The sequence below is a fragment of the Massilia sp. PWRC2 genome, assembly GCF_049896725.1.
Lineage (GTDB): Bacteria > Pseudomonadota > Gammaproteobacteria > Burkholderiales > Burkholderiaceae_D > JAFCUW01.
The window spans coordinates 256,909-278,526 of the sequence record NZ_JAFCUW010000006.1 but is presented as its reverse complement, the minus strand read 5'-3'; the positions used below and the strand labels follow the sequence as shown (position 1 = coordinate 278,526).

Sequence of the window (21,618 nt, the reverse complement as noted above, 5' to 3'; positions counted from 1 at the left end):
ACGCGCTTTTCACCTGAGCTCGCCCTTGCCAAATATACCCGCATCCGCCCCCGTCTGGCTGTTCGATCTCGACAACACCCTGCACGACGCTTCGCACGCCATTTTTCCGGCCATTAGCGCCAACATGAATGTGTATATTGCCCGCGTGCTCACCAACGTCGATGGCGCGCCGACCCAGGCGCAGATCGATGCCGCCCGCATCGGCTACTGGCAGCGTTACGGCGCCACCCTGCTGGGCATGGTGCGCCACCACCAGGTCGACGCCGCCCATTTTCTGCAAGAGACGCACGCGCTGGGCAGCGCGGCTGCGCTGGGCCGCCTGATGCAGTTCGAACGGGGTCTGGGCCGCCTGCTGCGGCGCCTGCCGGGCCGTAAAATTTTGCTCACCAATGCGCCGCGCCTGTACTCGCGCGCGGTGCTGCGCCAGCTCGGCCTGCAGCGTCACTTCGAGCGCCACATCGCCATCGAAGACATGCAGGTGCACCGCCAGCTGCGCCCGAAGCCATCGAAGCTGATGCTGCGCCGCCTGCTGCGCAAGCACGGCCTGGCCGCTGGCCGCTGCATTCTGGTGGAAGACACCCTGGCCAATCTGCGCCCGGCGCGCCAGCTGGGCATGCGCACCGCCTGGGTCACGCAATACCTGCGGGTGCGCGACGCCAGTGGCAGCGCCAGCCTGGCGCGCATGCTAAAAAGGCCCGCTTACGTCAATGTCAAAGTAAAATCGGTGCGTCAGCTGCCCGCCCGCCTGCACCTGCTGCGCTGAACATTGATCCCTGATTGATCCCTTCACTTTTCATTGAGAGCACATGGCCAGCACCAAGCCGGGACAACGCAAAACGCAAATTCTGCAGGCCCTGGCGGCCATGCTGGAACAGCCGAAAAGCGAAAAAATCACCACCGCGGCGCTGGCCGCGCGGCTGGCCGTATCCGAGGCTGCGCTGTACCGCCATTTCGCCAGCAAGGCGCAGATGTACGAAGGGCTCATCGATTTTATCGAGGCCAGCGTGTTCGGCCTGATCAACCGCATCGCCGAACGCGAAGAGAGCGGCGTCAACCAGGCCCACGCCAGCCTGCAGATGCTGCTGCAATTTGCCGAGCACAATGCCGGCATGACGCGGGTGCTGATCGGCGACGCCCTGGTCGGCGAAGACGAGCGCCTGCAGCTGCGCATGAACCAGTTTTATGACAAGCTCGAACTGGCCTTCAAACAAACCTTGCGGATCGCTGCCAGCCAGGGCCACGGCAACGAGGCCGACGTCGCCGCCCGCGCCAGCCTGCTGGTGAGCTATATCGTCGGCCGCTGGCACCGCTACGCCAAGAGCGGTTTTAAACAACATCCGGCCGAGGGCTTTGCCCTGCAGGTGTCGCTGCTGCTGGCGGCGTAATTCGATAAAGCGGTGCTGATGAACGACGTCCCTGACTGCTTTGCCCTGCTCGACGATGCCAGCGCCGACGCTGCGGTCGATGGCACCGGCTCGCGGCTCTACACCGGCCATGCGGGCACCCTCACCTGCCGCACGATCGACCACTGGCCAGCCGTGCTGGCGCAGATGGCAGCGGCGCTGGCGCGCGGTCTGTATGCGGTGCCGCTGCTGACCTATGAGCTGGGCGGCCAGCTGCTCGGCATCGCCAGCCACCCGGTCGATGGCGCGCTGGCGACCGTGCTGCTGTTCGAGCGCTGCGATCTGATGACGCCAGCGCAGGTGGCGCAGTGGCTCGACGGGCGCAAGGCAGCCGATCCTGACCATGCGGTGGCCGGCATCGCCGCCATTGCAGCGAGCGTCGACCAGGCGCAGTTTGACGCCGCCCTCGCCCGCATCCACGACTACATCGCCGCCGGCGACACCTACCAGGTCAACTACACCTACCGCCTGCGCTTCGATGCCTATGGCGGCATCTTCGCCCTGTACGCCCGTCTGCGCGCGCGCCAGCCGGTGCCGTATGGCGCGCTGGTGGCCTTGCCCGATGGCGGCGCCCTGCTATCGTTCTCGCCCGAGCTGTTCGTCCGCCATGCCGATGGGGCTTTGACGGCGCGGCCCATGAAGGGCACCGCGCCCGCGTCCGACGACGATGGCGTCAACGCCACGCGCGCGCAGGCGCTGGCGGCCGATCCGAAAAACCGCGCCGAAAACCTGATGATCGTCGACCTGCTGCGCAATGACCTGGGGCGCATCGCCGCCACCGGCAGCGTCGACGCCAGCGCGCTGTTTACAGTGACCCGTTTTAGCGGCGTGCTGCAGATGACCTCGACCGTGCGTGCGCGCCTGCGCCAGCACATCACGCTGGCCGACCTGTTCGCTGCGCTGTACCCGTGCGGCTCGATCACCGGTGCACCCAAGCGGCGCACCATGGAAATCATTTATGCACTGGAAAGTACCCCGCGCGGCATTTATACCGGAGCGATCGGCTGGTTCGACCCGCCCAAACAAGGCAACGCTATTGGCGACTTTTGCCTGTCGGTGCCGATCCGCACCCTCAGCCTGCAGGCGCCAGGCGATGGCGTGCGGCGCGGTGAAATGGGGGTGGGCGCCGGCATCGTCTACGACAGCGACCCTGCTGACGAATACGCCGAGTGCCAGTTGAAGGCGCGCTTTCTGACCGGCCTGGCGCCCGCGTTCGAACTGTTCGAGACCATCCACGCCGATGCCCGCACGGGCGCCCGCCACGCCGCACGCCATCTGGCGCGGCTGGCGGCATCGGCGCGGTATTTTGGCATGCCGTTCGATGACGGCGTCGCCAGCCAGGCTGTCGATCATGGCTGCGCCACGCTGGCGCTTGACCAGGCTTACCGGCTGCGGCTGGCGCTGCAGGCGGACGGCGCCCTGTCAGTGCAGGCAGCACCGCTGGCCCCCGTGCAGGAACCGGTGGGGCTGCTGCTGGCGAGCGACTGCATGGCCGCCGCCGACGTATTTTTGCGCCATAAAACCAGCGTGCGCGCGCGCTACGACGATGCCTGGCGCGCGGCCGAAGCGGCGGGCGGCTTTGACACGCTGTTTTTCAATGAGCGCGATGAACTCACCGAAGGGGGCCGCTCGAATGTGTTTGTGCGCAGCGGCGGCGCATGGCTGACGCCGCCGCTGGCCTGCGGCGTGCTGCCGGGCGTGATGCGCGCCGTCTTGCTCGACGACCCTGCGTGGCAGGCGCGCGAGGCGGTGATCAGCCGCGCCATGCTGCAGGCGGCCGACGAGATCGTGGTGTGCAACGCCCTGCGCGGGCCGCTGCGGGCATATTTGCTCTAAGGCTTACGAGCCCAGCGCCGCTTCGATTTTACTCACCAGTACCTTGTCTTCCGGCTCAACCTTGCTGGGGAAATACTCGACCACCTTGCCAGTACGGTCAATCAGGTACTTGGTAAAATTCCAGCCTGGCTCCTTGCCGGTCTGCTTGATCAGGCTGGCATGCAGGGGATTGGCGGCAGCGCCCTTGACGGACGACTTGGCGAACATGGGAAATTTCACGCCATAGGTGTTGTAGCAAAAGTCGGCGATTTCTTTCGAACTGCCCGGCTCCTGCTTGCCGAAATCATTCGATGGAAAGCCCAGCACCACCAGCCCCTGCTTGCCATATTTGGCATACAGTTTTTCCAGTCCCTGGTACTGGCTGGTAAAACCGCAGTAACTGGCGGTGTTTACAACCAGCACCACTTTACCAGCGTACTGGCACAGATCCTGGGGCGCTTCATCTTGCAGGCGATTAAAACTCTGGTGCAGGATGGCGGGGCACGCTTTGCCAGCAGCGGCAGGCGTCTGGGCAAAGGCGGGCGCGGCGGCGAGCACGGTCGACAGGGATAACACGGCGGCGAAGGTCATTTTGAGCATGGTCATTCCAGTGAGAAGTGAGAGCGGGAGTGCAGGGCAGCAGAGCTAGACCACCTTGATCTTGCCCACATCGGGCTGGGGATCAGGATAACGCAAATTCAAGTCTTGCAAAATTTCCAGCAGCAGCGTTGAGATCAACAGGTTGCGGTGCGTCTTCGAATTGGCGGGAATGACGTACCAGGGCGCCTGCTCGGTGTCGGTGGCGACGATGGTGCGCTGGTAGGCTTGCTGGTAGTCGTCCCATTTTTTACGCTGTTCCAGGTCGTTCGGGTCGAACTTCCACTGCTTGTTCGGGTCATCGATGCGCGCCTGCAGGCGCGCGCGCTGCTCGTCTTTGGAAATGTGCAGGAAAATCTTGATGATTTGCGTGCCCGTCTCGACCAGCATCCGTTCAAAATCGATGATGTGCTGGTAGCGGCGCTTGCACTCCTTGTCGTCGATCATGCCCTGCACACTGGTAATGAGGACGTCTTCGTAATGGCTGCGATTAAAAATGGCGATTTCACCGGGCACCGGCACGTGCGGGTGGATGCGCCACAGAAAATCGTGGGCCAGCTCGATGGGCGAAGGCGCCTTGAAACCCACCGCGCGCAAGCCCATCGGGTTAATCGCCTGAAACAGGGCGGTGATGGTGCCGTCCTTGCCGGCCGTGTCCATGCCCTGCAATACCAGCAGTACCTTGTGCTTGCGCTGGGCGTACAGCATCTCCTGCAAGGCGGCGATCTGGCCGCTCGCAAGCTCGGTGGCGGCGCGCTCTTCGTCCTTGGTGGCGGCCTTCGAGTCGCCATTGCTTTTATCGCGCAAGGGCTTGTCGTCGGCATCTTCTTCGCGCAACTTGAAATTTTTGCCTGCGCGCAGGCGCTCGCGCAGCTTCATGCCTGGTCCAGCGCGCCGCGCAGTTTGCGGTGCTCAAGTTTCATGCAATGGTTCATCACCACGGCCAGCCCGGCGGCGCTGGCGACATCGGCGGCGGCCTGATTTTCGATACCGAGCTGCATCCACAGGGCGCCGGCGCGTACCGCAATGGCGTCGCGGGCGATGGCGTCGATGTCTTCTGCCTTGCGGAAGCAGTCGACCACATCGATCGCAATACCGTCCCGATGCAGCGCGGTGGCAGCGTCCGCCAGGCTGGCATAGACCCGTTCGCCCAGTACCGTTTGACCAGCCAGTAGCGGATTGACGGGAATAATGCGGTAGCCGGCGTCTTGCAAGTAAGCGGCCACTTCGTTGCTGGCCCGCTCGGGCTTGTCGGACATGCCGACCACGGCGATGGTCTTGGCGTCTTGCAGGATGTCGCTGATCGATTTCATGGAAGCTATGGGCGCAGTTAAAAGTATTAACAGCGTAGCATTTTATGGGGCGGCGTGCTGCCACGCCTCAGTGAACATCGCCCTGGCGCAGCGCCGATGGCGGCGTCGCATGGTACTTGCCCCAGATGCGGCGCAGGTGGCGCGCCGAACCGAGCCCGGTCTGCCGGGCGACGCTTTCCAGGTCGAGCGACGACTGCATGATCAGCTCGCGCGCCAGCGCCACCCGCAGCCGGTGCACATGATCGAGTGGACTGCCGTGCGTGTATTCCTGGAACAGCCGGCACAGGTGGCGCGTACTGCTGCAGGCGAGCTGCGCCATCTCATTGGCGCCCCACTCGCGCGCGGGATCGGCGGCGATGGCGTCCTGCACGCGGTGCAAGCCCGGGTGCAGGTGGTTGCGGCCGCTGGTCCAGGCCGACAGTTGCGGATCGGCGCCGGCGCGCCGCATGTACACCACCATCTTGCGGGCGACGGCGGCGGCGGCGCGCGGGCCGGCCTGCTCGCTCAGCACGTGCAGCATCATGTCAATACCTGCGGTGATGCCGGCGCTGGACCAGATGGCGCCGTCGGCGACGTATAAACGGTTTTCCAGCACGCTGGCGCGCGGCGCCAGCGCCTGCAGCGATGCACACAGGCTGTGGTGGGTGGTGCAACGGCGGCCGTCGAGTAAGCCCGCGCGGGCGGCGATCAGGGCGCCCGAACAAATGCACAGCAGCTGGTGTTCGCGGCTACTAAATACCTGGCGCAGCCAGCTGGCGACGGCCGCGCTGGCGGCGTCGATCTGCTGGCGCAGGGCCAGATCGGTGCTGCCGGCCACGCCCACCAGCACGATCATGGTGCCGGCTTCCAGCGTGGCGGGCAGCGGCGCCAGCCCGGCCAGCGGTAAACCGATCGAGCTTTGTATGGCGGCCGCCGGTCCCGCAAAGCTGAGCTGGTAACGCGGGGGCGCCTGCCCCACCTCGTCGGCCTGCAGTTGCGACGCCACCCGCAATACCTCGGCCGGTCCCGCCAGATCGAGCATCAGTACGTGCTGGGGCAGCACGAACAACACCGGGGTGGCGCGCGCTAGCATGCGGTCCTTAAAGGGCGGCGGCGCTGTCGAGGGCGGCGAGCGCCTCGGCCACGCTGGCAATGCGGGCGAAGCGCCCTTCGAGGACCAGTTCGGTCCGTTCACGGATCTCTGCGGGCGTATACCGGCGCTGGCTGCGCGCGTGCTGCATGGCGAAGGTGAGCGTCGCTTCGCTCACAAAATCGACCTGGAAGCCGCTGTCGGCTGCCTGGCGGGTGGTGGTTTCGCAGCACTGTTCAGTGCGGATGCCGCTGATGATCAGGCGGCTGATACCGTGGGCGATCAGCCAGCTCATCAGGCCGGTGCCGGTCAGCGCGCTGTGGACGTTTTTATGAAAGGTAACGGTCGGCGAGAGCGTCAAACCGTCGAGGGTGCAGGCGTGCTCGGCGACGGCGAACGGGCCCTTGGTGCTGACGTGAAAAATCTGCACCACGGGAACGTCGCGGGCGACGCAGCCGTCGATCAAGGCCTGTTGCCGGGCCAGATACTCGGGCAGGTCCGCATCGGACCAGTACGGCGTGTGCTTGAAGGTGTCTTGGGCGTCGATGACGAGCAGTGCGGTTTTCATGGTGAAGCTCCGTTTCCGTGGGGTGGATGATGGCATGATCTTACGGCGCGGAGCAAGCGGGCGAAAGACGGGATCGGGACACGATGGGGACCGATTCGGACAGGCGGTGGCGGATGACGAAAAATTGCCACCGGCAGCGCAGGTGCCAGCGTGGCCCGGCCAGGCGTGGCCCGGCCAGTCGTCTGCCGCACATTGGGTGAAACACGCAATAAAAAAGGCAGCCGAAGCTGCCTTTTGTTTGTGCAAACCAACAATTACTTGGTCTTGCGCAGGCGGGCGATGGCCGCCAGTTGGGCGATTGCGGTCGCCAGTTCCGACTGCGCCTTGGCGTAGTCGATTTTCGAGTCCTTGTTGACCATCGACTCTTCAGCCAGTTTCTTCGCTTCGAGTGCTTTGGCTTCGTCAAGGTCGTGGCCGCGGATGGCGGTGTCAGCCAGAACGGTCACGCCGTTCGGTTGCACTTCCAGAATGCCGCCAGCGACGAAGACCAGTTCTTCTTCATCGCTGCCGACCTTCTTGATCCGTACCGCACCCGGGCGGATGCGGGTGATCAGCGGGGTGTGCTTGGGATAAATCCCCAGCTCACCCGACTCACCCGGCAACGCGACGAACTCTGCTTCGCCCGAGAAAATCAGGGACTCGGCGGAGACGACGTCAACGTGAATGGTATGTGCCATGTGTGTCCTATCGGATGTCGGATAAAAGTCGAATTAACCGAGCTTCTTGGCTTTTTCGATGGCTTCTTCGATCGTGCCAACCATGTAGAACGCTTGCTCAGGCAGGTGATCGAGTTCGCCCGAGGCGATCATTTTGAAACCCTTGATCGTATCTTTCAGCGACACATATTTACCTGGCGAACCAGTAAACACTTCAGCGACGTGGAACGGCTGCGACAGGAAACGCTGCATTTTACGGGCGCGAGCGACCAGCAGTTTGTCTTCCGGTGCCAGTTCGTCCATGCCCAGAATGGCGATAATGTCGCGCAATTCCTTGTAACGCTGCAGGGTGCCCTGGACGGCGCGCGCGGTGTCATAGTGTTCCTGACCGACGACGAGCGGGTCGAGCTGACGCGAGGTCGAATCGAGTGGATCGACGGCCGGGTAGATACCCAGCGAGGCGATATCACGCGACAGGGCAACGGTCGAATCGAGGTGAGCAAAAGTGGTCGCTGGCGACGGATCGGTGTAATCGTCGGCTGGCACGTAGACGGCCTGGATCGAGGTGATCGAACCGGTCTTGGTCGAGGTGATGCGCTCTTGCAGACGGCCCATCTCTTCGGCCAGGGTTGGCTGATAACCGACGGCCGACGGCATACGGCCGAGCAGTGCCGACACTTCGGTACCGGCCAGGGTGAAGCGGTAGATGTTGTCGACGAAGAACAGCACGTCCTTGCCTTCATCACGGAACGATTCAGCGATGGTCAGACCGGTCAGCGCGACGCGCAGACGGTTACCTGGCGGCTCATTCATCTGACCATAGACCATAGCCACTTTCGAGTTTTCCGGGTTTTCCAGATCGACCACTTTTGCATCGGCCATCTCGTGGTAGAAGTCGTTACCTTCGCGGGTACGCTCACCGACACCAGCAAACACGGACACGCCCGAGTGTGCCTTGGCGATGTTGTTGATCAGTTCCATCATGTTGACGGTCTTGCCGACGCCGGCGCCGCCGAACAGGCCGACTTTACCGCCCTTGGCGAACGGGCACACCAGGTCAATCACCTTGATGCCGGTTTCCAGCAGGTCTTGCGACGGCGACAATTCGTCGTAGGCCGGGGCCACGCGGTGGATCGATGCGGTTTGCTCGTGCGAGACGGGACCGCATTCGTCGATGGGGTTGCCCAGCACGTCCAGAATACGACCGAGGGTCGCTTTACCGACTGGCACCATGATGGGTTTGCCGGTGTTCTGGATTGCCATGCCGCGACGCAGACCGTCGGAGGTACCCAGTGCAATGGTACGGACAATGCCGTCGCCGAGCTGCTGTTGTACTTCCAGGGTCAGCTCGGAGCCTGCCATTTTCAGTGCGTCGAAGACTTTCGGCATTGCATTGCGTGGGAACTCAACGTCCACCACCGCGCCGATACACTGAACGATTTTGCCATCAGCCATGTTCGTTCCTTCAATATTTAGTTTAAATCGGGTTTAGACCGCTGCCGCACCGGCGACGATCTCAGAGAGTTCTTTGGTAATCGCTGCCTGGCGGGTCTTGTTGTAGACCAGTTTCAGCTCGCCAATGACGCTACCGGCGTTGTCGCTTGCCGCCTTCATGGCGACCATGCGCGCCGATTGCTCGGAGGCGAGGTTTTCAGCAACCGCCTGGTAGACCAACGCTTCCACGTAGCGCACCAGCAGCTCGTCGATCACGGTTTGCGCTTCCGGCTCGTAGATGTAATCCCAGGAATGATTTCCCTTGTCGCCTTCGAGCTTGTCGGCGGCCAATGGCAGCAACTGCTCCACCATCGGCTCTTGCTTCATCGTGTTGACGAACTTGGTGTAGCACAGGTAGACGGCGTCGAGCTTGCCTTCCTGGTAGGCGTCGAGCATGACCTTGACAGGTCCGATCAACTTTTCCAGGTGCGGCGTATCGCCGATTTGCACGGCGTGCGATACCACGCGAATGCCAACCCGATTCAAAAAACCCAAACCCTTGTTGCCAATGGCAACCGCTTCAATCTTGTTGCCAGCTGCTTCGAGCTCGCGCGTTTTCTGCGTCATCATCCGCAGCACGTTGGTGTTCATGCCGCCGCACAGACCCTTGTCGGTGGTGACGACGATGAAACCAACGGCATTCGCCTTGCCGCTCTTGGCTTGCGCCATGAACGGGTGGGTGTATTCCGGATTTGCCTTGGCCAGATTGGCGGTGATATTCCGAATCTTGTCACTGTAGGGACGGGCGGCCCGCATCCGGTCTTGCGCCTTGCGCATTTTGGACGCGGCGACCATTTCCATCGCCTTGGTGATCTTCTTCGTATTCTCTACGCTCTTGATCTTGCCTCGTATCTCTTTGCCTGATGCCATGAGTCCTTACTCCTTTTGCGCCATCCGGCGCCGCCCAACGACGGCGGCGCCATCAAAACATTAATATGCGCCGGATTTCTTGAAGTCAGCAACAGCGGCAGCCATGGCGGTTTCGCCATCCTTGTCGAGTTGCTTGGTTTCTTCGATCTTGGCCAGGAGGGCGGCTTGTTTGGTCTTCATGTAGCCATGCAGGCCAGCTTCGAATGCCAGTACCTTCTTGACTTCGATGTCGTCGAAGTAACCCTTGTTCACTGCAAACAGCGACACGGCCATCAGCGAGATCGACAGCGGCGAGTACTGTGCCTGCTTGAGCAGCTCGGTGACGCGGGCGCCACGGTCGAGCTGTTTGCGGGTCGATTCGTCGAGGTCGGACGCAAACTGCGCGAAGGCAGCCAGTTCGCGGTACTGGGCCAGGTCGGTACGGATACCACCGGACAGGTTTTTGATGACCTTGGTCTGGGCAGCACCACCGACGCGCGACACCGAAATACCGGCGTTAATCGCTGGACGCACGCCAGCGTTAAACAGCGAGGTGTCGAGGAAGATCTGGCCATCGGTAATCGAAATGACGTTGGTCGGCACGAAGGCGGAAACGTCGCCTGCCTGCGTTTCAATGATCGGCAGGGCGGTCAAGGAACCGGTCTTGCCAACCACAGCGCCGTTGGTGAACTTTTCGACATAGTCGGCGTTCACGCGGGCTGCGCGCTCGAGCAGGCGGCTGTGCAAATAGAACACGTCGCCAGGGTAGGCTTCGCGACCTGGTGGACGGCGCAGCAGCAGCGAGATTTGACGGTAAGCGACGGCTTGCTTGGACAGATCATCGTAGACGATCAGTGCATCTTCACCGCGGTCACGGAAGTACTCGCCCATGGCGCAACCCGAGTACGGGCTGATGTACTGCATGGCGGCCGATTCCGACGCCGAAGCGGCGACGACGATGGTGTATTCCATGGCGCCGTGGGTTTCCAGCGAGCGCACGATGTTCTTGATGGTCGATGCCTTCTGGCCGATCGCGACGTAGATACACGTCATGTTCTGGCCCTTCTGGTTGATGATCGCATCAATTGCCACTGCCGATTTACCGGTCTGGCGGTCACCAATGATCAGCTCGCGCTGACCACGGCCGATCGGTACCATCGAGTCGATCGATTTCAAGCCGGTCTGCATTGGCTGCGACACCGATTGACGGGCGATCACGCCCGGGGCGATTTTTTCGATCGGGGCGGTCAGCTTGGCGTTGACCGGACCCTTGCCATCGATCGGCAGACCGAGGGCGTTGACCACGCGGCCTTTGAGTTCAGGACCGATCGGCACTTCGAGGATGCGGCCGGTGGTCTTGACGGTGTCGCCTTCGGAGATGTGCTCGTAAGCACCCAGAATCACGGCGCCGACAGAGTCGCGCTCGAGGTTCATGGCCAGGCCAAAGGTGTTGCCCGGGAATTCCAGCATCTCGCCCTGCATCACGTCCGACAGACCGTGAATGCGGCAGATACCGTCGGCCACGGAGATAACCGTGCCTTGATTACGAATCTCAGCGGAACCTTCGAGGCCCTGGATGCGGCTCTTGATCAGTTCGCTGATTTCAGATGGGTTAAGTTGCATGCTAACTCCTAATAGTTTCTTGTGCGTAGGGCAAGGGCGTGATGCCGGCGAGTGCTGGTTCGATGTCGCTTACGACGTCAGCGCAACGTTCATCTGTTGCAGCTTGGCGCGTACCGAGGTGTCGAGCACTTCGTCGCCGACCACCACGCGCACACCACCGATCAGCGAGGCATCCACTGTCACGGTCGGGTTGAGCTTGCGGCCAAATTTCTTTTCCAGGCTCGCCACCAGCTGGGTGACCTGCTCGCTCGACATGTCGAACGCGCTGGTAACGTGGGCATCGGCGGCGCCTTCCTGTGCATTCTTGAGCACGGCGAATTGCGCGGCGATTTCAGGCAGCAGGGCAATGCGGCGGTTTTCGATCAGGATGGCGATGAAGTTGGTGGCTTCGGCCGATACTGGCGACTGGATCAGCGCGGCAAACGTCTCGGCGACCTGGGCCGGCGTGACGTTGGGGTTGCGCGCGAAATCCTGCACGTCGGCATTGACGCCGATGTTGCCGAGCTCGCTCACCAGAGTGGACCAGACCGCCATGTCACCCGTTTGGGCGACACGAAACAGCGCTTCGGCGTAAGGACGGGCGACGGTTGCGAGTTCTGCCATGATTACAGCTCGGTTGCCAGTTGCGACAACAGGTCGGCGTGGGCCGCTGCGTTCACTTCACGTTTCAGAATTTGCTCGGCGCCTTTGACGGCGAGGCCGGCAACTTGCGCGCGCAGTTCTTCGCGGGCTTTGGTCACTTGCTGATCGGCGTCAGCCTTGGCCTGGGCGATGATGCGGCCCGCTTCGGCGTTGGCATTGGCTTTGATTTCGTCAGCCACCATCGTCGCGCGCTTTTCGGCGTCGGCGATGCGTTTCTGGCCTTCGTCACGGGCACCAGCCAGTTCGGCTTGTACGCGTTTTTCAGCGGCGGCCATGGCTTGCTTGCCCTGGTCGGCGGCGGCCAGGCCGTCGGCGATTTTCTTCGCGCGTGCGTCGAGCGCTGCCATCATCGGCGGCCAGACGAATTTTGCAATCGAGAACGCCAGGATCAGGAAGACGATCGCCTGGACGAACATTGTCGAATTTAAGTTCAAAGCTTTTTCCTTCTCAGAATGACATACGCCGGGCAGGCAAAGTTGCGCGCCCGGCTATTGAGAATTGACGATTAAGCGCCGAATGGGTTCGAGAAAGCGAACATCATTGCGATACCAACGCCGATCAGGAACGCCGCGTCGATCAGACCAGCCAGCAGGAACATTTTGGTTTGCAGGGTATTCATCAATTCTGGTTGACGTGCCGAAGCTTCGATGAACTTACCGCCCATGATGCCGATACCGATACATGCACCGATAGCACCCAAACCAATGATCAAGCCGCAAGCCAGTGCTACGAAAGCGATGTTAGTCATCAAAAACTCCTTAAATAATCAAAAAAATAAAACGTTAAAGTTAAAACTACAGAGACTACATTTCCTACGATTCTTACAATTCCACCCGTTCCTGCTTAGTGACCTTCATGCGCTTGACCGATGTACACCAGGGTCAGCATCATGAAGATGAACGCCTGCAGTGGCACGATCAACAAGTGGAACAGTGCCCAACCCGTACCGAGCAACACCTGCAAGCCGGCCAGCGCAACGCTCTGGGTGGTCACGCCAATCCAGGTAGCGCCCAGCAGGGCGATCAACAGGAACAGCAACTCACCGGCAAACATATTGCCGAACAGTCGCATCGACAGCGAGACCGTCTTGGCCGCGTACTCGATCAGGTTCAAACCAAAATTGAAGATCCACAGCGCAGGATGGGCGCCGAACGGTGCAGTGAACAGGCCTTTGATGAAGCCGCCCAGGTGCTGCACCTTGATACCGTAATAAATCATGCAGGCAAACACGACGATGCCCATGCCGAAGGTGCCGTTCAGGTCCGCCGTTGGCACCGAGCGGAAGAACGGCTCATGGCCTTCGGCAGTGTGGATGCCGAGCAAGCGGAAGATGGTGGCGAAGAAGTCGACGGGCAGGAAGTCGATCGAGTTCATCAGGATGACCCAGACCAGCACGGTCAGCGCCAGTGGGGCAATAAAACTGCGGTCACCGTGGACGATGGCTTTCGACTGGTCTTCGACCAGCTCGACGAGCGACTCGACGGCGCCCTGGAAGCGGCTCGGGACGCCCGAGGTGACGCGGCTTGCGGCCATGCGCAGCAAGAAAAACGCCAGCAGCGCCGTGATCACTGAAAACAGGATGGTGTCATAGTTAATGACGTGAAAATCAATAATCCCCGGCTGGGCCTGCGAGCGCATGTGCCCCAGGTGGTGGGTGATGTATTGCCCGGCAGTGAGCGCGTGCTCGCCTGCTGGTTGTGCTCCTGCAGCGACGGTTTCAGTAGTCATGTCTAGCGCCTAAACAATAAGATGATGTAACTTTTCAGTGCCACGATGAAGCCGCAGGTTAATGCCAGCCAGTTCAAATCGCGGTACAGCCAGGCGATGACTCCCAACAGAGTCAACGTCAATGCAATCTTGATAAATTCCCCGACCATGAAGGTCATCGGGTTCGCCCCGCCCGGTCGCCGCGCGTTGGCAAACAGGCGCAGGGCAAACAAACCGTTGGGAACGACACAGCACCCCCCCCCCAATATTGCCGACACAGCGGCGGGCCAGCCACCGAGCAGAGCGGCGATGAGGCCGGCCACGATCGTTGCCAACAATTGCAGGGAAACTAAGCGCAACATTTTTTGTTCTTTTCGCAGCGTATAAAAGCTGTGTTGCGTATGGTGAGATTGCGTGAATCAGCGGGATTATAAGGTCTATGCACATACGCGTCAAACGTTGACGCACTTTGTCAGGGCGCAAGACGCATCAAAAACCACGCTGGCCCGGCAGGTGTTCCATTACGGTGCAGTCAATATTGCGCGATGGTCGGACAATCAAGATTCTTGTTCAAGGTCAATGACTTACCGACAGCAACTCTAGCTTTATAAGCAATGCCGGGCGCACCCTGCGCTTAGGCGCGCAACCTTGCCAAAACGCCATCAAGGATGTCGAGGTCGGCAAAGTCAATGATCATCTGGCCGCGTCCCTTGTTGCCCATCTTAAAGATGACGGGGGTGGCCAGTTTGTCTGACAATTCTTCTTCCAGGCGGGCAATATCGCCCGATTTTTCCTTGATGCGCGCCGCCGGCGGGTTGGCGGCGTCGGCCATCGTGCGGGCCACCAGTTTTTCCGTTTCGCGTACCGACAGGCGCTTGCTGACCACCTGGCTGGCCAGGCTGATCTGGGTGGCCGGGTCGACCGCCAGCAGCGCGCGTGCATGGCCCATGTCGATGTCGCCGGCCATCAGCATGGTTTGTACCGGTTGCGCCAAATTAATGAGACGCAATAAATTGGAGACGGCCGAGCGCGAACGGCCCACCGCTTGCGCTGCCTGTTCATGGGTAAATGCAAAATCGCCGATCAGGCGGGCGATGCCCTGCGCTTCTTCGAGCGGATTGAGATCTTCGCGCTGGATGTTTTCGATCAGCGCCATGGCGGCGGCAGTCTGGTCGTCGACCGCGCGCACCAGCACCGGGATGGTATCGAGGCCAGCGATCTGCGCCGCGCGGAAGCGCCGCTCACCGGCGATGATTTCGTAGCGCTGCACGGCGCCCGTCTGCGACGCCAGCGGACGCACCAGCACCGGTTGCATCACGCCCTGCGCCTTGATCGATGCCGCCAGTTCATTGAGGGCGCCCTCGTCCATGCGCGTGCGTGGCTGGTATTGGCCGGCTTGCAGCAGGGTGATCGCCAGCTTGGAGGGCAGCTCGGCGCTTTTGTTGTCATTAAAATCGTCGCCGCCCAGCAGGGCGTCGAGGCCGCGGCCGAGGCCCTTGAGTTTTTTGGTTGCCATGTTCGCTGCTTCTTTCAGAATTTTTTGCGCAAGGGTGAGTGCGAATGCGTCTGCGCTGCCGCTTACATCGACTTGATGCGCTCGACCATTTCAGCGCCAAAGGCGATATACGCCTGCGCCCCTTTCGAGGCAGGGTCGAACACCACCCCCGGCAGGCCATACGAGGGCGCTTCGGCCAGCCGTACGTTACGCGGGATGATGGTATTGAACACCTTGTCGCCGAAATGCTGCTCGAGCTGGGCCGAGACTTGTTGTGAGAGCGTCATGCGCGGATCGAACATCACCCGCAGCAAACCAATGATTTTCAGATCGGGATTGAGATTGGCATGCACTTTTTTGATGGTGTTGACCAGGTCCGACAAGCCTTCGAGCGCGTAGTACTCGCACTGCATGGGGATGATGACGCCATGGGCGGCGCACAGGCCGTTCAAGGTCAGCATCGACAGCGCCGGCGGGCAATCGATGAGCACGAAATCGTAGTCGGCATCGACCGCGGCGAGGGCGTCTTTGAGGCGCCGTTCGCGCTGGTCCAGTTCGACCATTTCGACTTCGGCGCCGGCCAGTTCGCGGTTCGACGGCAGCACATCGAAGCGGCCCGCCTCAGAGCGCTGGCGGGCGGCGGCGACATCGGCTTCGCCCAGAAGCACCTGGTAAGTCGACGCCGTCAAGCCGGCCTTGTTGATGCCGGCACCCATGGTGGCATTGCCCTGCGGGTCAAGGTCGACCAGCAGCACCCGCTGGTCGAGCTTGGCCAGGCCAGCGGCCAGGTTGACGCTGGTGGTGGTCTTGCCCACCCCGCCCTTCTGATTTGCTACGCAAAATATTTTGGCCATGTATGTTGTTAGAGTCGACGCATGAGTTGAAAGCAATACAAAAAGTATTACCGTTTAGTTCGTATAAATAATTTATTTTATATGTTAAATATAAACGGAATAAATGATATATACCGTTTATACGTTTTATACTAATTTTTCGATAAACATCAGGTGGCGTTCGGCGTCCAGTCCCGGTACCTGCAACGGCTGCAAACGGCTCACTTTCCACGGTGCCGGCAGACGCTCCTGCTCTTCTGCTGGCGCCACCCCTTTGAGGGCAATAAAACGGCCGCCGTCGGCCAGCAGCTGGCCCGACCAGGTGACGAAATCGGACAAGTCGGCAAACGCGCGCGAGGTGATGACGTCAAACAGTGCAGGCACCACCACGTCCTGCACCTTGGCGGTGTAGACGGTGACGTTGGCCAGCCCCAGTTCGGCTTTGACCTGTTTTAAAAACGCGGTTTTCTTGTGCACCGTGTCGATCAGCGACACCTGCATGTCGGGCCGGGCAATAGCCAGCACGATGCCGGGCAAGCCGCCACCGGCACCGACATCGAGTACATTGCTGGCACCCGCAAACGCCGGCACGGCAGCGAGCGAATCGAGCAGGTGCAGGGTCGCCATCTGCAGGGGATCGCGTACCGACGTCAGGTTATAGACGGCGTTCCATTTGAACAGCAAGCCGAGGTAATCAAGCAGCTGCGCATGCTGCTGGCCGGACAGAGAGAGCGACAGCGCCGCACTGCCGTTCTCCAGCACGGCAGCGAGGGCGGCGCGGTTGAACGGTGCTTTGATCGCCGTCATTAGGCCAGTTCCTCGTTGAGCGTGATAAAACCCTTGGCACCGCGTTTTTTCAGGTGCACCAGCAGCAGCGAGATGGCCGCCGGCGTCACGCCAGAGATGCGCGAGGCTTGGCCCAGGGTTTGCGGGCGCTGCTTGTCGAGCTTCTGGCGCACTTCGATCGATAGCGCACTGATGTCGAGGTAATTAAAACCGTCTGGTAATTTGAGGTTTTCGTAATGGTCGTGGCGTTCGACTTCCTTGGCCTGGCGATCGATATAGCCGGCATACTTGAGCTGGATCTCGATCTGTTCACGCACGGCAGCGTCCCGCACGCCAGGGCCGGCCAGCGCCTGCCCTTCCACTCCGAGCATGCTCATCAGGCTGTCGTAGCCAACCCCGGGCCGGCGCAGCAGGTCGGCCAGCGAGTATTCGCGCTCGATCGCCTGACCAATTACCCGCTCCGATTCGGCAGCAGCGAGCACGCGCGGATTGACCCAGGTCGAACGCAAGCGTTCCAGCTCGCGCGCCACCGCTTCGCGCTTGGTCTCAAACGCCTGCCACTGAACGTCGCCCACCACCCCGAGCTGGCGGCCGATTTGCGTGAGGCGCATGTCGGCATTGTCTTCGCGCAGGCTCAAACGGAACTCGGCGCGGCTGGTAAACATCCGGTACGGTTCGAGCACGCCCTGGGTGGTCAGATCGTCGACCAGCACGCCGAGATACGCTTCCGAGCGTGCCGGTACCCAGGCATCCTTGCCCTGGGTCAGGCGCGCCGCATTGATACCGGCCAGCATGCCCTGGGCTGCCGCTTCTTCGTAACCGGTGGTGCCATTGATCTGGCCGGCAAAGAACAGGCCGCCAATCGCCTTGGTTTCAAGCGAGGTTTTCAGGCCGCGCGGATCAAAATAATCGTATTCGATGGCATAACCGGGACGCAGGATGTGGGCGTGCTCCATCCCTTTCATCGAGCGCACGAGGGCGATCTGGACGTCGAACGGCAGGCTGGTCGAGATACCGTTGGGGTAATACTCGTGGGTCGTCAAGCCTTCCGGCTCGAGGAAAATCTGGTGCGAATCCTTGCCGGCGAAGCGGTGGATCTTGTCTTCGATGGAGGGGCAATAGCGGGGGCCGACGCCCTCGATGACGCCGGTGTACATGGGGCTGCGGTCGAGGCCCGCACGAATGATGTCGTGGGTACGTGCATTGGTGTGCGTCATCCAGCACGGAATCTGGCGCGGGTGCATGGTGGTGTTGCCCATCACGGAAAACACCGGTACCGGATCGAGGTCGCCGGGCTGCTCGCTCATCACCGAAAAATCGATGGAGCGGCCATCGATGCGCGGTGGCGTGCCCGTTTTAAGGCGGCCCTGCCCCAGCTTGAGTTCCTTGAGACGGGCCGACAGCGAGATGGCGGGCGGGTCACCGGCACGGCCGGCCGAGTGCGATTGCAAGCCGACGTGGATCTTGCCATCCAAAAAAGTACCGGCGGTCAGCACCACGGCGCGTGCGCGGAACTGCAGGCCGATCTGGGTGACAGCCCCCACCACGCGGTCACCCTCGATGATGAGGTCATCGACGGCCTGCTGGAACAGCCACAGGTTCGGTTGATTCTCCAGCTTTTCGCGAATCGCCGCCTTATACAAAATGCGGTCGGCCTGGGCGCGGGTGGCGCGCACCGCCGGCCCCTTCGACGAATTGAGGATGCGGAACTGGATACCTGCCAGGTCGGTGGCCAGCGCCATGGCGCCACCCATGGCATCGACTTCCTTGACCAGGTGGCCCTTGCCGATGCCGCCGATGGACGGGTTGCACGACATCTGCCCGAGGGTCTCGATGTTATGCGTTAGCAACAATGTAGCCTGGCCCATGCGAGCGCTGGCGAGGGCCGCCTCGGTGCCGGCGTGACCGCCGCCGACCACGATGACGTCAAATTCAGTGGGAAATTGCATGTTGGGAGCGTAAAGCGAAGGAAATGAGCCCTGATTATAGAGTCTTTTGCCTCAAAAATTCGCAGCTGTCCCGTTTTTAGACCGTTGACGCACATATTGGTAGCGAAAGTGGTCAGTTTTACGCGCCCCTTGTTTCACGTGGAACAGTCTCGTCAAGGCGGCGGCACACTGTTTCACGTGAAACAGTAACACTCACAGCAGGCGCTTGATGGCATCAAACCCGGTCTTGAGGATCAGTCCACTCACCACCACCAGGAACAGGCGGCGCACAAACACGCTGCCGTGACGGATCGCCAGGCGCGTTCCCACCAGCGATCCGGCGACCTGGCACAGCGCCATCATCAAGCCCAGTTGCCACAGCAGGTGACCGCTATAGCCGAACCATAACAAGGCCGAGACGTTGCAGGCAACATTGACCACCTTGGCAGCTGCGGACGCGCTCAAGAAATCAAAGCCGAAAAAGCGGACAAACAAAAACATCAAGAAGCTGCCAGTGCCGGGGCCGAAAAAACCGTCATAAAAACCGATACCGGCACCGACCAGCAAGGCCATCACTTGTTCGCGCTGACCGCTGTGCAGGGGCGCGTGGGTCGCGCCAAAATCTTTCTTGCGAAATGTGTAGATGGCAACCGCAATCAAAATCAGCGGCAGCAGGTTGCGGACGAATTCACCAGGAACGCGCGTGACTGTCCAGGCGCCAACGAAAGACAGGGCAAATGCCGCCATCGCAGCAGGCGCCGCCGCACTCCACGCCACCCTCACCCGCCGGGCGTAATTGACGGCGGCGGCACTGGTGCCAAACACCCCGGCGAGCTTACTGGTGCCCAACAGGGTCGCCGGCAACTCGCGCGGGAAGGTCGAGAACAGGACGGGTAATTGAATCAAACCGCCACCGCCCACCACAGCATCAACCAGGCCGGCCACAAAGGCGGCCACCGCAAGCACCAGATATTCCACAGCAACTCACTTTGGGTAAAACACAATTGTACTCAAGAAATTGTCAGTGGTCTCGCATCCCCATGTCCCACGTGGAACAGCGGCTGGTGTAAGCTTGAAGCACCACCCCCCACCATAGCCGCCATGAACCCATTTCAATTCAGTACAGTTCCCCATCTGATTGCAGACAGCGGCGCCACCGCCCAACTGGGCGCGATCATCAAGGAACGCTTTCCACAGGTGCGCACCGCCCTGGTAGTGACCGATGCCGGATTCCTGCGCACGGGATTGCTTGCGGGACCCATCGCCAATCTGCGGCACCACGGGATCGCTGTCCACACGTATAGCGAGGTGGTGGCCGATCCTCCGGAAGCGGTGGTGCTCGACGCCGTCGCGCGCGCACGCGCCACCGAAGCCGATTTGATCATCGGCTTTGGCGGCGGCAGCTCGATGGACGTCGCCAAGCTGATCGCCGTGCTGGCCGCCAGTGATCAACCCATCGCCGAGATCTACGGCATCGGCAACGTCAGGGGTGCGCGCCTGCCCCTTGTCCAAATCCCCACCACCGCCGGCACCGGCTCGGAAGTGACCAACATCGCCATCGTGACGACGGGTGCCACCACCAAGACGGGCGTGGTGGCAGCCCAGCTCTACGCCGATCTCGCCATCCTCGACGCCAGTCTGACGCTCGGCTTGCCGCCACTGGTGACGGCAGCAACTGCGATCGACGCCATGGTCCACGCAATCGAAGCGACCACCAGCCGGCACAAAAAAAACCTGCTCTCCGACAGCCTGGCCAAGCAAGCCTTGCAGCTGCTGTCGCACAATCTGCTGCTCGTCTGCAAACACGGCGACAACCTGGACGCCCGTCAAGCCATGCTGGTGGGTGCGTGCCTGGCAGGCCAGGCGTTTTCGAATGCGCCGGTGGCGGCCGTGCACGCGCTGGCCTACCCGGTCGGTGGCATTTTTCACGTGCCGCACGGACTGTCAAATGCGCTGGTCTTGCCCCATGTGCTGCGATTTAATTTGTCGCATGCGACTGCGCAATATGCTGAACTCGCTGCCATCGTCGCCCCCCATGCAAGCGGCAGTGAGGAAGCGCGCGCCAATGCCCTTATTGTTGCGATGCAACAAATTGCCAGTCAGTCTGGTATTTCCACGCGCCTGTCGGAAGTCGGCATTGGCGAAGCCGATCTCGACGGTCTTGCCGACGCCGCCATGCTGCAGACCCGCCTGCTGGGCAACAATCCGCGCACCGTCAGCTGGCACGATGCGCGCGCGATCTATGCGGCGGCCTTGTAATTAAACAGCTAACAAGTATCCCCACTAGCGCTGCTGAAACGCCTGAGCTACAGTTTCACTCTCTTTTCAGCGTGGAGTACCAACGATGCCAGGCCCCGACCCCATGGTCCCGTTTGCCCTGATCGCCGCCGTGGCGACGCCGCGCAGCACGCCATCACATTACCCACCGCCATTTGCTGCATTGATGAGCGGCCGCGTCAAGCGGCCACTGGGCGATCCGTTCGGCATCCAGCGTTTTGGCGTCAACCACGTCAGACTGGCGGCGGGCGCCAGCTCGGCGCTCATGCACGTTCACTCGGTGCAGGACGAGTGGATCTATGTGCTCAGTGGCGAATTGACCTTGATCCGTGATACCGACGAAAGCATCATCGGCGCCGGCATGTGCGCCGGCTTCGCGGCCGGCGGCCGCGCGCACATGCTGGTGAACCGCACGCGAGAGACCGCCTGCTACCTCGAAGTGGGCGACCGCCAGGCCGACGACAGCGTCAGCTATCCACGCGACGATGTGAAGTCGGTACGCGAACCGCACGGCTGAACATTTGTGCGCAAGGATGGCACGCCATACGCTCGCTGAACAACGC

24 protein-coding genes are annotated in these 21,618 nt (G+C 61.2%); 5 read left to right on the top strand and 19 right to left on the bottom strand.

What is annotated here, in order from left to right:
- Positions 1-25 precede the first annotated feature (25 nt).
- Genes ACP7BZ_RS14195 through ACP7BZ_RS14185 form a run of 3 tightly spaced genes read left to right on the top strand, consistent with a single transcriptional unit; the run spans position 26 to position 3,239 of the window.
- Positions 26-763 carry an HAD-IA family hydrolase gene (locus ACP7BZ_RS14195; RefSeq protein ID WP_426114182.1) on the top strand — a complete coding sequence of 246 codons (738 nt, stop codon included), beginning with the start codon at positions 26-28 and terminating at the stop codon, positions 761-763.
- Positions 764-806: 43 nt separating this feature from the next.
- Positions 807-1,385, top strand: coding sequence for a nucleoid occlusion factor SlmA (gene slmA, locus ACP7BZ_RS14190; RefSeq protein ID WP_426114180.1), 579 nt, complete (start codon positions 807-809; stop codon positions 1,383-1,385).
- A gap of 18 nt (positions 1,386-1,403) precedes the next feature.
- Positions 1,404-3,239: a chorismate-binding protein gene (locus ACP7BZ_RS14185; RefSeq protein ID WP_426114179.1), complete on the top strand. Its 1,836-nt coding sequence runs from the start codon at positions 1,404-1,406 to the stop codon at positions 3,237-3,239.
- 3 nt (positions 3,240-3,242) lie between these two features.
- Here the strand turns inward: ACP7BZ_RS14185 and ACP7BZ_RS14180 are convergent, their stop codons facing one another.
- The 19 genes from ACP7BZ_RS14180 to ACP7BZ_RS14090 all read right to left on the bottom strand — a co-directional run bounded on the left by ACP7BZ_RS14180 (position 3,243) and on the right by ACP7BZ_RS14090 (position 19,756).
- A complete protein-coding gene (locus tag ACP7BZ_RS14180; protein ID WP_426114177.1) occupies positions 3,243-3,818 on the bottom strand; it encodes a glutathione peroxidase in 576 nt (191 codons plus the stop codon).
- Between the two features lie 45 nt (positions 3,819-3,863).
- Complete coding sequence (locus ACP7BZ_RS14175) at positions 3,864-4,694, bottom strand: PPK2 family polyphosphate kinase (RefSeq protein ID WP_426114175.1); 831 nt, start codon at positions 4,692-4,694, stop codon at positions 3,864-3,866.
- Positions 4,691-5,128, bottom strand: coding sequence for a CoA-binding protein (locus ACP7BZ_RS14170; RefSeq protein ID WP_426114173.1), 438 nt, complete (start codon positions 5,126-5,128; stop codon positions 4,691-4,693). The genes ACP7BZ_RS14175 and ACP7BZ_RS14170 overlap by 4 nt, the downstream gene beginning before the upstream one ends.
- A 67-nt stretch (positions 5,129-5,195) precedes the next feature.
- The gene (locus ACP7BZ_RS14165) at positions 5,196-6,200 is read right to left on the bottom strand and encodes a GlxA family transcriptional regulator (RefSeq protein ID WP_426114171.1); all 1,005 of its coding nucleotides are present in this window, start codon (positions 6,198-6,200) and stop codon (positions 5,196-5,198) included.
- A gap of 7 nt (positions 6,201-6,207) precedes the next feature.
- Positions 6,208-6,765: a cysteine hydrolase family protein gene (locus ACP7BZ_RS14160; RefSeq protein ID WP_426114169.1), complete on the bottom strand. Its 558-nt coding sequence runs from the start codon at positions 6,763-6,765 to the stop codon at positions 6,208-6,210.
- A 254-nt stretch (positions 6,766-7,019) separates the two neighbouring features.
- Positions 7,020-7,442, bottom strand: coding sequence for a F0F1 ATP synthase subunit epsilon (locus ACP7BZ_RS14155; protein ID WP_426114167.1), 423 nt, complete (start codon positions 7,440-7,442; stop codon positions 7,020-7,022).
- Between the two features lie 33 nt (positions 7,443-7,475).
- Positions 7,476-8,876 (bottom strand): F0F1 ATP synthase subunit beta, encoded by a 1,401-nt coding sequence (gene atpD, locus ACP7BZ_RS14150; protein ID WP_426114165.1) that lies wholly within the window; start codon positions 8,874-8,876, stop codon positions 7,476-7,478.
- 33 nt (positions 8,877-8,909) lie between these two features.
- A complete protein-coding gene (gene atpG, locus ACP7BZ_RS14145) occupies positions 8,910-9,785 on the bottom strand; it encodes a F0F1 ATP synthase subunit gamma (RefSeq protein WP_426114163.1) in 876 nt (291 codons plus the stop codon).
- A gap of 60 nt (positions 9,786-9,845) precedes the next feature.
- On the bottom strand, positions 9,846-11,387 hold the full coding sequence (atpA, locus tag ACP7BZ_RS14140; RefSeq protein WP_426114161.1) for a F0F1 ATP synthase subunit alpha: 1,542 nt from the start codon (positions 11,385-11,387) through the stop codon (positions 9,846-9,848).
- Positions 11,388-11,456: 69 nt separating this feature from the next.
- Complete coding sequence (locus tag ACP7BZ_RS14135) at positions 11,457-11,990, bottom strand: F0F1 ATP synthase subunit delta (RefSeq protein ID WP_426114159.1); 534 nt, start codon at positions 11,988-11,990, stop codon at positions 11,457-11,459.
- Positions 11,991-11,992: 2 nt separating this feature from the next.
- Entirely contained in the window at positions 11,993-12,463 is a 471-nt protein-coding gene (locus ACP7BZ_RS14130) for a F0F1 ATP synthase subunit B (RefSeq protein ID WP_426114157.1), read from the bottom strand.
- A gap of 71 nt (positions 12,464-12,534) precedes the next feature.
- Positions 12,535-12,777 (bottom strand): F0F1 ATP synthase subunit C, encoded by a 243-nt coding sequence (gene atpE, locus ACP7BZ_RS14125; protein WP_426114155.1) that lies wholly within the window; start codon positions 12,775-12,777, stop codon positions 12,535-12,537.
- A 95-nt stretch (positions 12,778-12,872) separates the two neighbouring features.
- A complete protein-coding gene (gene atpB, locus ACP7BZ_RS14120; RefSeq protein WP_426114154.1) occupies positions 12,873-13,757 on the bottom strand; it encodes a F0F1 ATP synthase subunit A in 885 nt (294 codons plus the stop codon).
- 2 nt (positions 13,758-13,759) lie between these two features.
- Positions 13,760-14,098, bottom strand: coding sequence for an ATP synthase subunit I (locus tag ACP7BZ_RS14115; protein WP_426114152.1), 339 nt, complete (start codon positions 14,096-14,098; stop codon positions 13,760-13,762).
- A gap of 272 nt (positions 14,099-14,370) precedes the next feature.
- On the bottom strand, positions 14,371-15,252 hold the full coding sequence (locus ACP7BZ_RS14110) for a ParB/RepB/Spo0J family partition protein (RefSeq protein ID WP_426114151.1): 882 nt from the start codon (positions 15,250-15,252) through the stop codon (positions 14,371-14,373).
- A gap of 62 nt (positions 15,253-15,314) precedes the next feature.
- A complete protein-coding gene (locus ACP7BZ_RS14105; RefSeq protein WP_426114150.1) occupies positions 15,315-16,085 on the bottom strand; it encodes a ParA family protein in 771 nt (256 codons plus the stop codon).
- Positions 16,086-16,211: 126 nt separating this feature from the next.
- Entirely contained in the window at positions 16,212-16,871 is a 660-nt protein-coding gene (gene rsmG / locus ACP7BZ_RS14100; protein WP_426114149.1) for a 16S rRNA (guanine(527)-N(7))-methyltransferase RsmG, read from the bottom strand.
- Positions 16,871-18,799: a tRNA uridine-5-carboxymethylaminomethyl(34) synthesis enzyme MnmG gene (mnmG, locus tag ACP7BZ_RS14095; RefSeq protein ID WP_426114147.1), complete on the bottom strand. Its 1,929-nt coding sequence runs from the start codon at positions 18,797-18,799 to the stop codon at positions 16,871-16,873. The genes rsmG and mnmG overlap by 1 nt, the downstream gene beginning before the upstream one ends.
- A gap of 192 nt (positions 18,800-18,991) precedes the next feature.
- Positions 18,992-19,756 (bottom strand): sulfite exporter TauE/SafE family protein, encoded by a 765-nt coding sequence (locus tag ACP7BZ_RS14090; RefSeq protein ID WP_426114145.1) that lies wholly within the window; start codon positions 19,754-19,756, stop codon positions 18,992-18,994.
- A gap of 123 nt (positions 19,757-19,879) precedes the next feature.
- On the opposite strand from ACP7BZ_RS14090, the gene ACP7BZ_RS14085 reads away from it, so the two are divergent.
- Positions 19,880-21,037, top strand: a complete 1,158-nt coding sequence (locus ACP7BZ_RS14085; RefSeq protein WP_426114143.1) for an iron-containing alcohol dehydrogenase — start codon at positions 19,880-19,882, stop codon at positions 21,035-21,037.
- A gap of 85 nt (positions 21,038-21,122) precedes the next feature.
- Positions 21,123-21,572, top strand: a complete 450-nt coding sequence (locus tag ACP7BZ_RS14080) for a cupin domain-containing protein (RefSeq protein ID WP_426114141.1) — start codon at positions 21,123-21,125, stop codon at positions 21,570-21,572.
- The last annotated feature ends 46 nt before the right edge of the window (positions 21,573-21,618 follow it).

Coding starts and splice junctions, on each gene's coding strand:
- ACP7BZ_RS14170 (WP_426114173.1), bottom strand. CDS start 5,128: ATGAAATCGATCAGCGACATCCTGCAAGACGCCAAGACCATCGCCGTG.
- ACP7BZ_RS14105 (WP_426114150.1), bottom strand. CDS start 16,085: ATGGCCAAAATATTTTGCGTAGCAAATCAGAAGGGCGGGGTGGGCAAG.
- ACP7BZ_RS14160 (WP_426114169.1), bottom strand. CDS start 6,765: ATGAAAACCGCACTGCTCGTCATCGACGCCCAAGACACCTTCAAGCAC.
- ACP7BZ_RS14115 (WP_426114152.1), bottom strand. CDS start 14,098: ATGTTGCGCTTAGTTTCCCTGCAATTGTTGGCAACGATCGTGGCCGGC.
- atpB (WP_426114154.1), bottom strand. CDS start 13,757: ATGACTACTGAAACCGTCGCTGCAGGAGCACAACCAGCAGGCGAGCAC.
- atpD (WP_426114165.1), bottom strand. CDS start 8,876: ATGGCTGATGGCAAAATCGTTCAGTGTATCGGCGCGGTGGTGGACGTT.
- ACP7BZ_RS14185 (WP_426114179.1), top strand. CDS start 1,404: ATGAACGACGTCCCTGACTGCTTTGCCCTGCTCGACGATGCCAGCGCC.
- atpA (WP_426114161.1), bottom strand. CDS start 11,387: ATGCAACTTAACCCATCTGAAATCAGCGAACTGATCAAGAGCCGCATC.
- slmA (WP_426114180.1), top strand. CDS start 807: ATGGCCAGCACCAAGCCGGGACAACGCAAAACGCAAATTCTGCAGGCC.
- rsmG (WP_426114149.1), bottom strand. CDS start 16,871: ATGACGGCGATCAAAGCACCGTTCAACCGCGCCGCCCTCGCTGCCGTG.
- ACP7BZ_RS14085 (WP_426114143.1), top strand. CDS start 19,880: ATGAACCCATTTCAATTCAGTACAGTTCCCCATCTGATTGCAGACAGC.
- atpG (WP_426114163.1), bottom strand. CDS start 9,785: ATGGCATCAGGCAAAGAGATACGAGGCAAGATCAAGAGCGTAGAGAAT.
- ACP7BZ_RS14155 (WP_426114167.1), bottom strand. CDS start 7,442: ATGGCACATACCATTCACGTTGACGTCGTCTCCGCCGAGTCCCTGATT.
- ACP7BZ_RS14110 (WP_426114151.1), bottom strand. CDS start 15,252: ATGGCAACCAAAAAACTCAAGGGCCTCGGCCGCGGCCTCGACGCCCTG.
- ACP7BZ_RS14165 (WP_426114171.1), bottom strand. CDS start 6,200: ATGCTAGCGCGCGCCACCCCGGTGTTGTTCGTGCTGCCCCAGCACGTA.
- atpE (WP_426114155.1), bottom strand. CDS start 12,777: ATGACTAACATCGCTTTCGTAGCACTGGCTTGCGGCTTGATCATTGGT.
- ACP7BZ_RS14180 (WP_426114177.1), bottom strand. CDS start 3,818: ATGCTCAAAATGACCTTCGCCGCCGTGTTATCCCTGTCGACCGTGCTC.
- ACP7BZ_RS14175 (WP_426114175.1), bottom strand. CDS start 4,694: ATGAAGCTGCGCGAGCGCCTGCGCGCAGGCAAAAATTTCAAGTTGCGC.
- mnmG (WP_426114147.1), bottom strand. CDS start 18,799: ATGCAATTTCCCACTGAATTTGACGTCATCGTGGTCGGCGGCGGTCAC.
- ACP7BZ_RS14080 (WP_426114141.1), top strand. CDS start 21,123: ATGCCAGGCCCCGACCCCATGGTCCCGTTTGCCCTGATCGCCGCCGTG.
- ACP7BZ_RS14135 (WP_426114159.1), bottom strand. CDS start 11,990: ATGGCAGAACTCGCAACCGTCGCCCGTCCTTACGCCGAAGCGCTGTTT.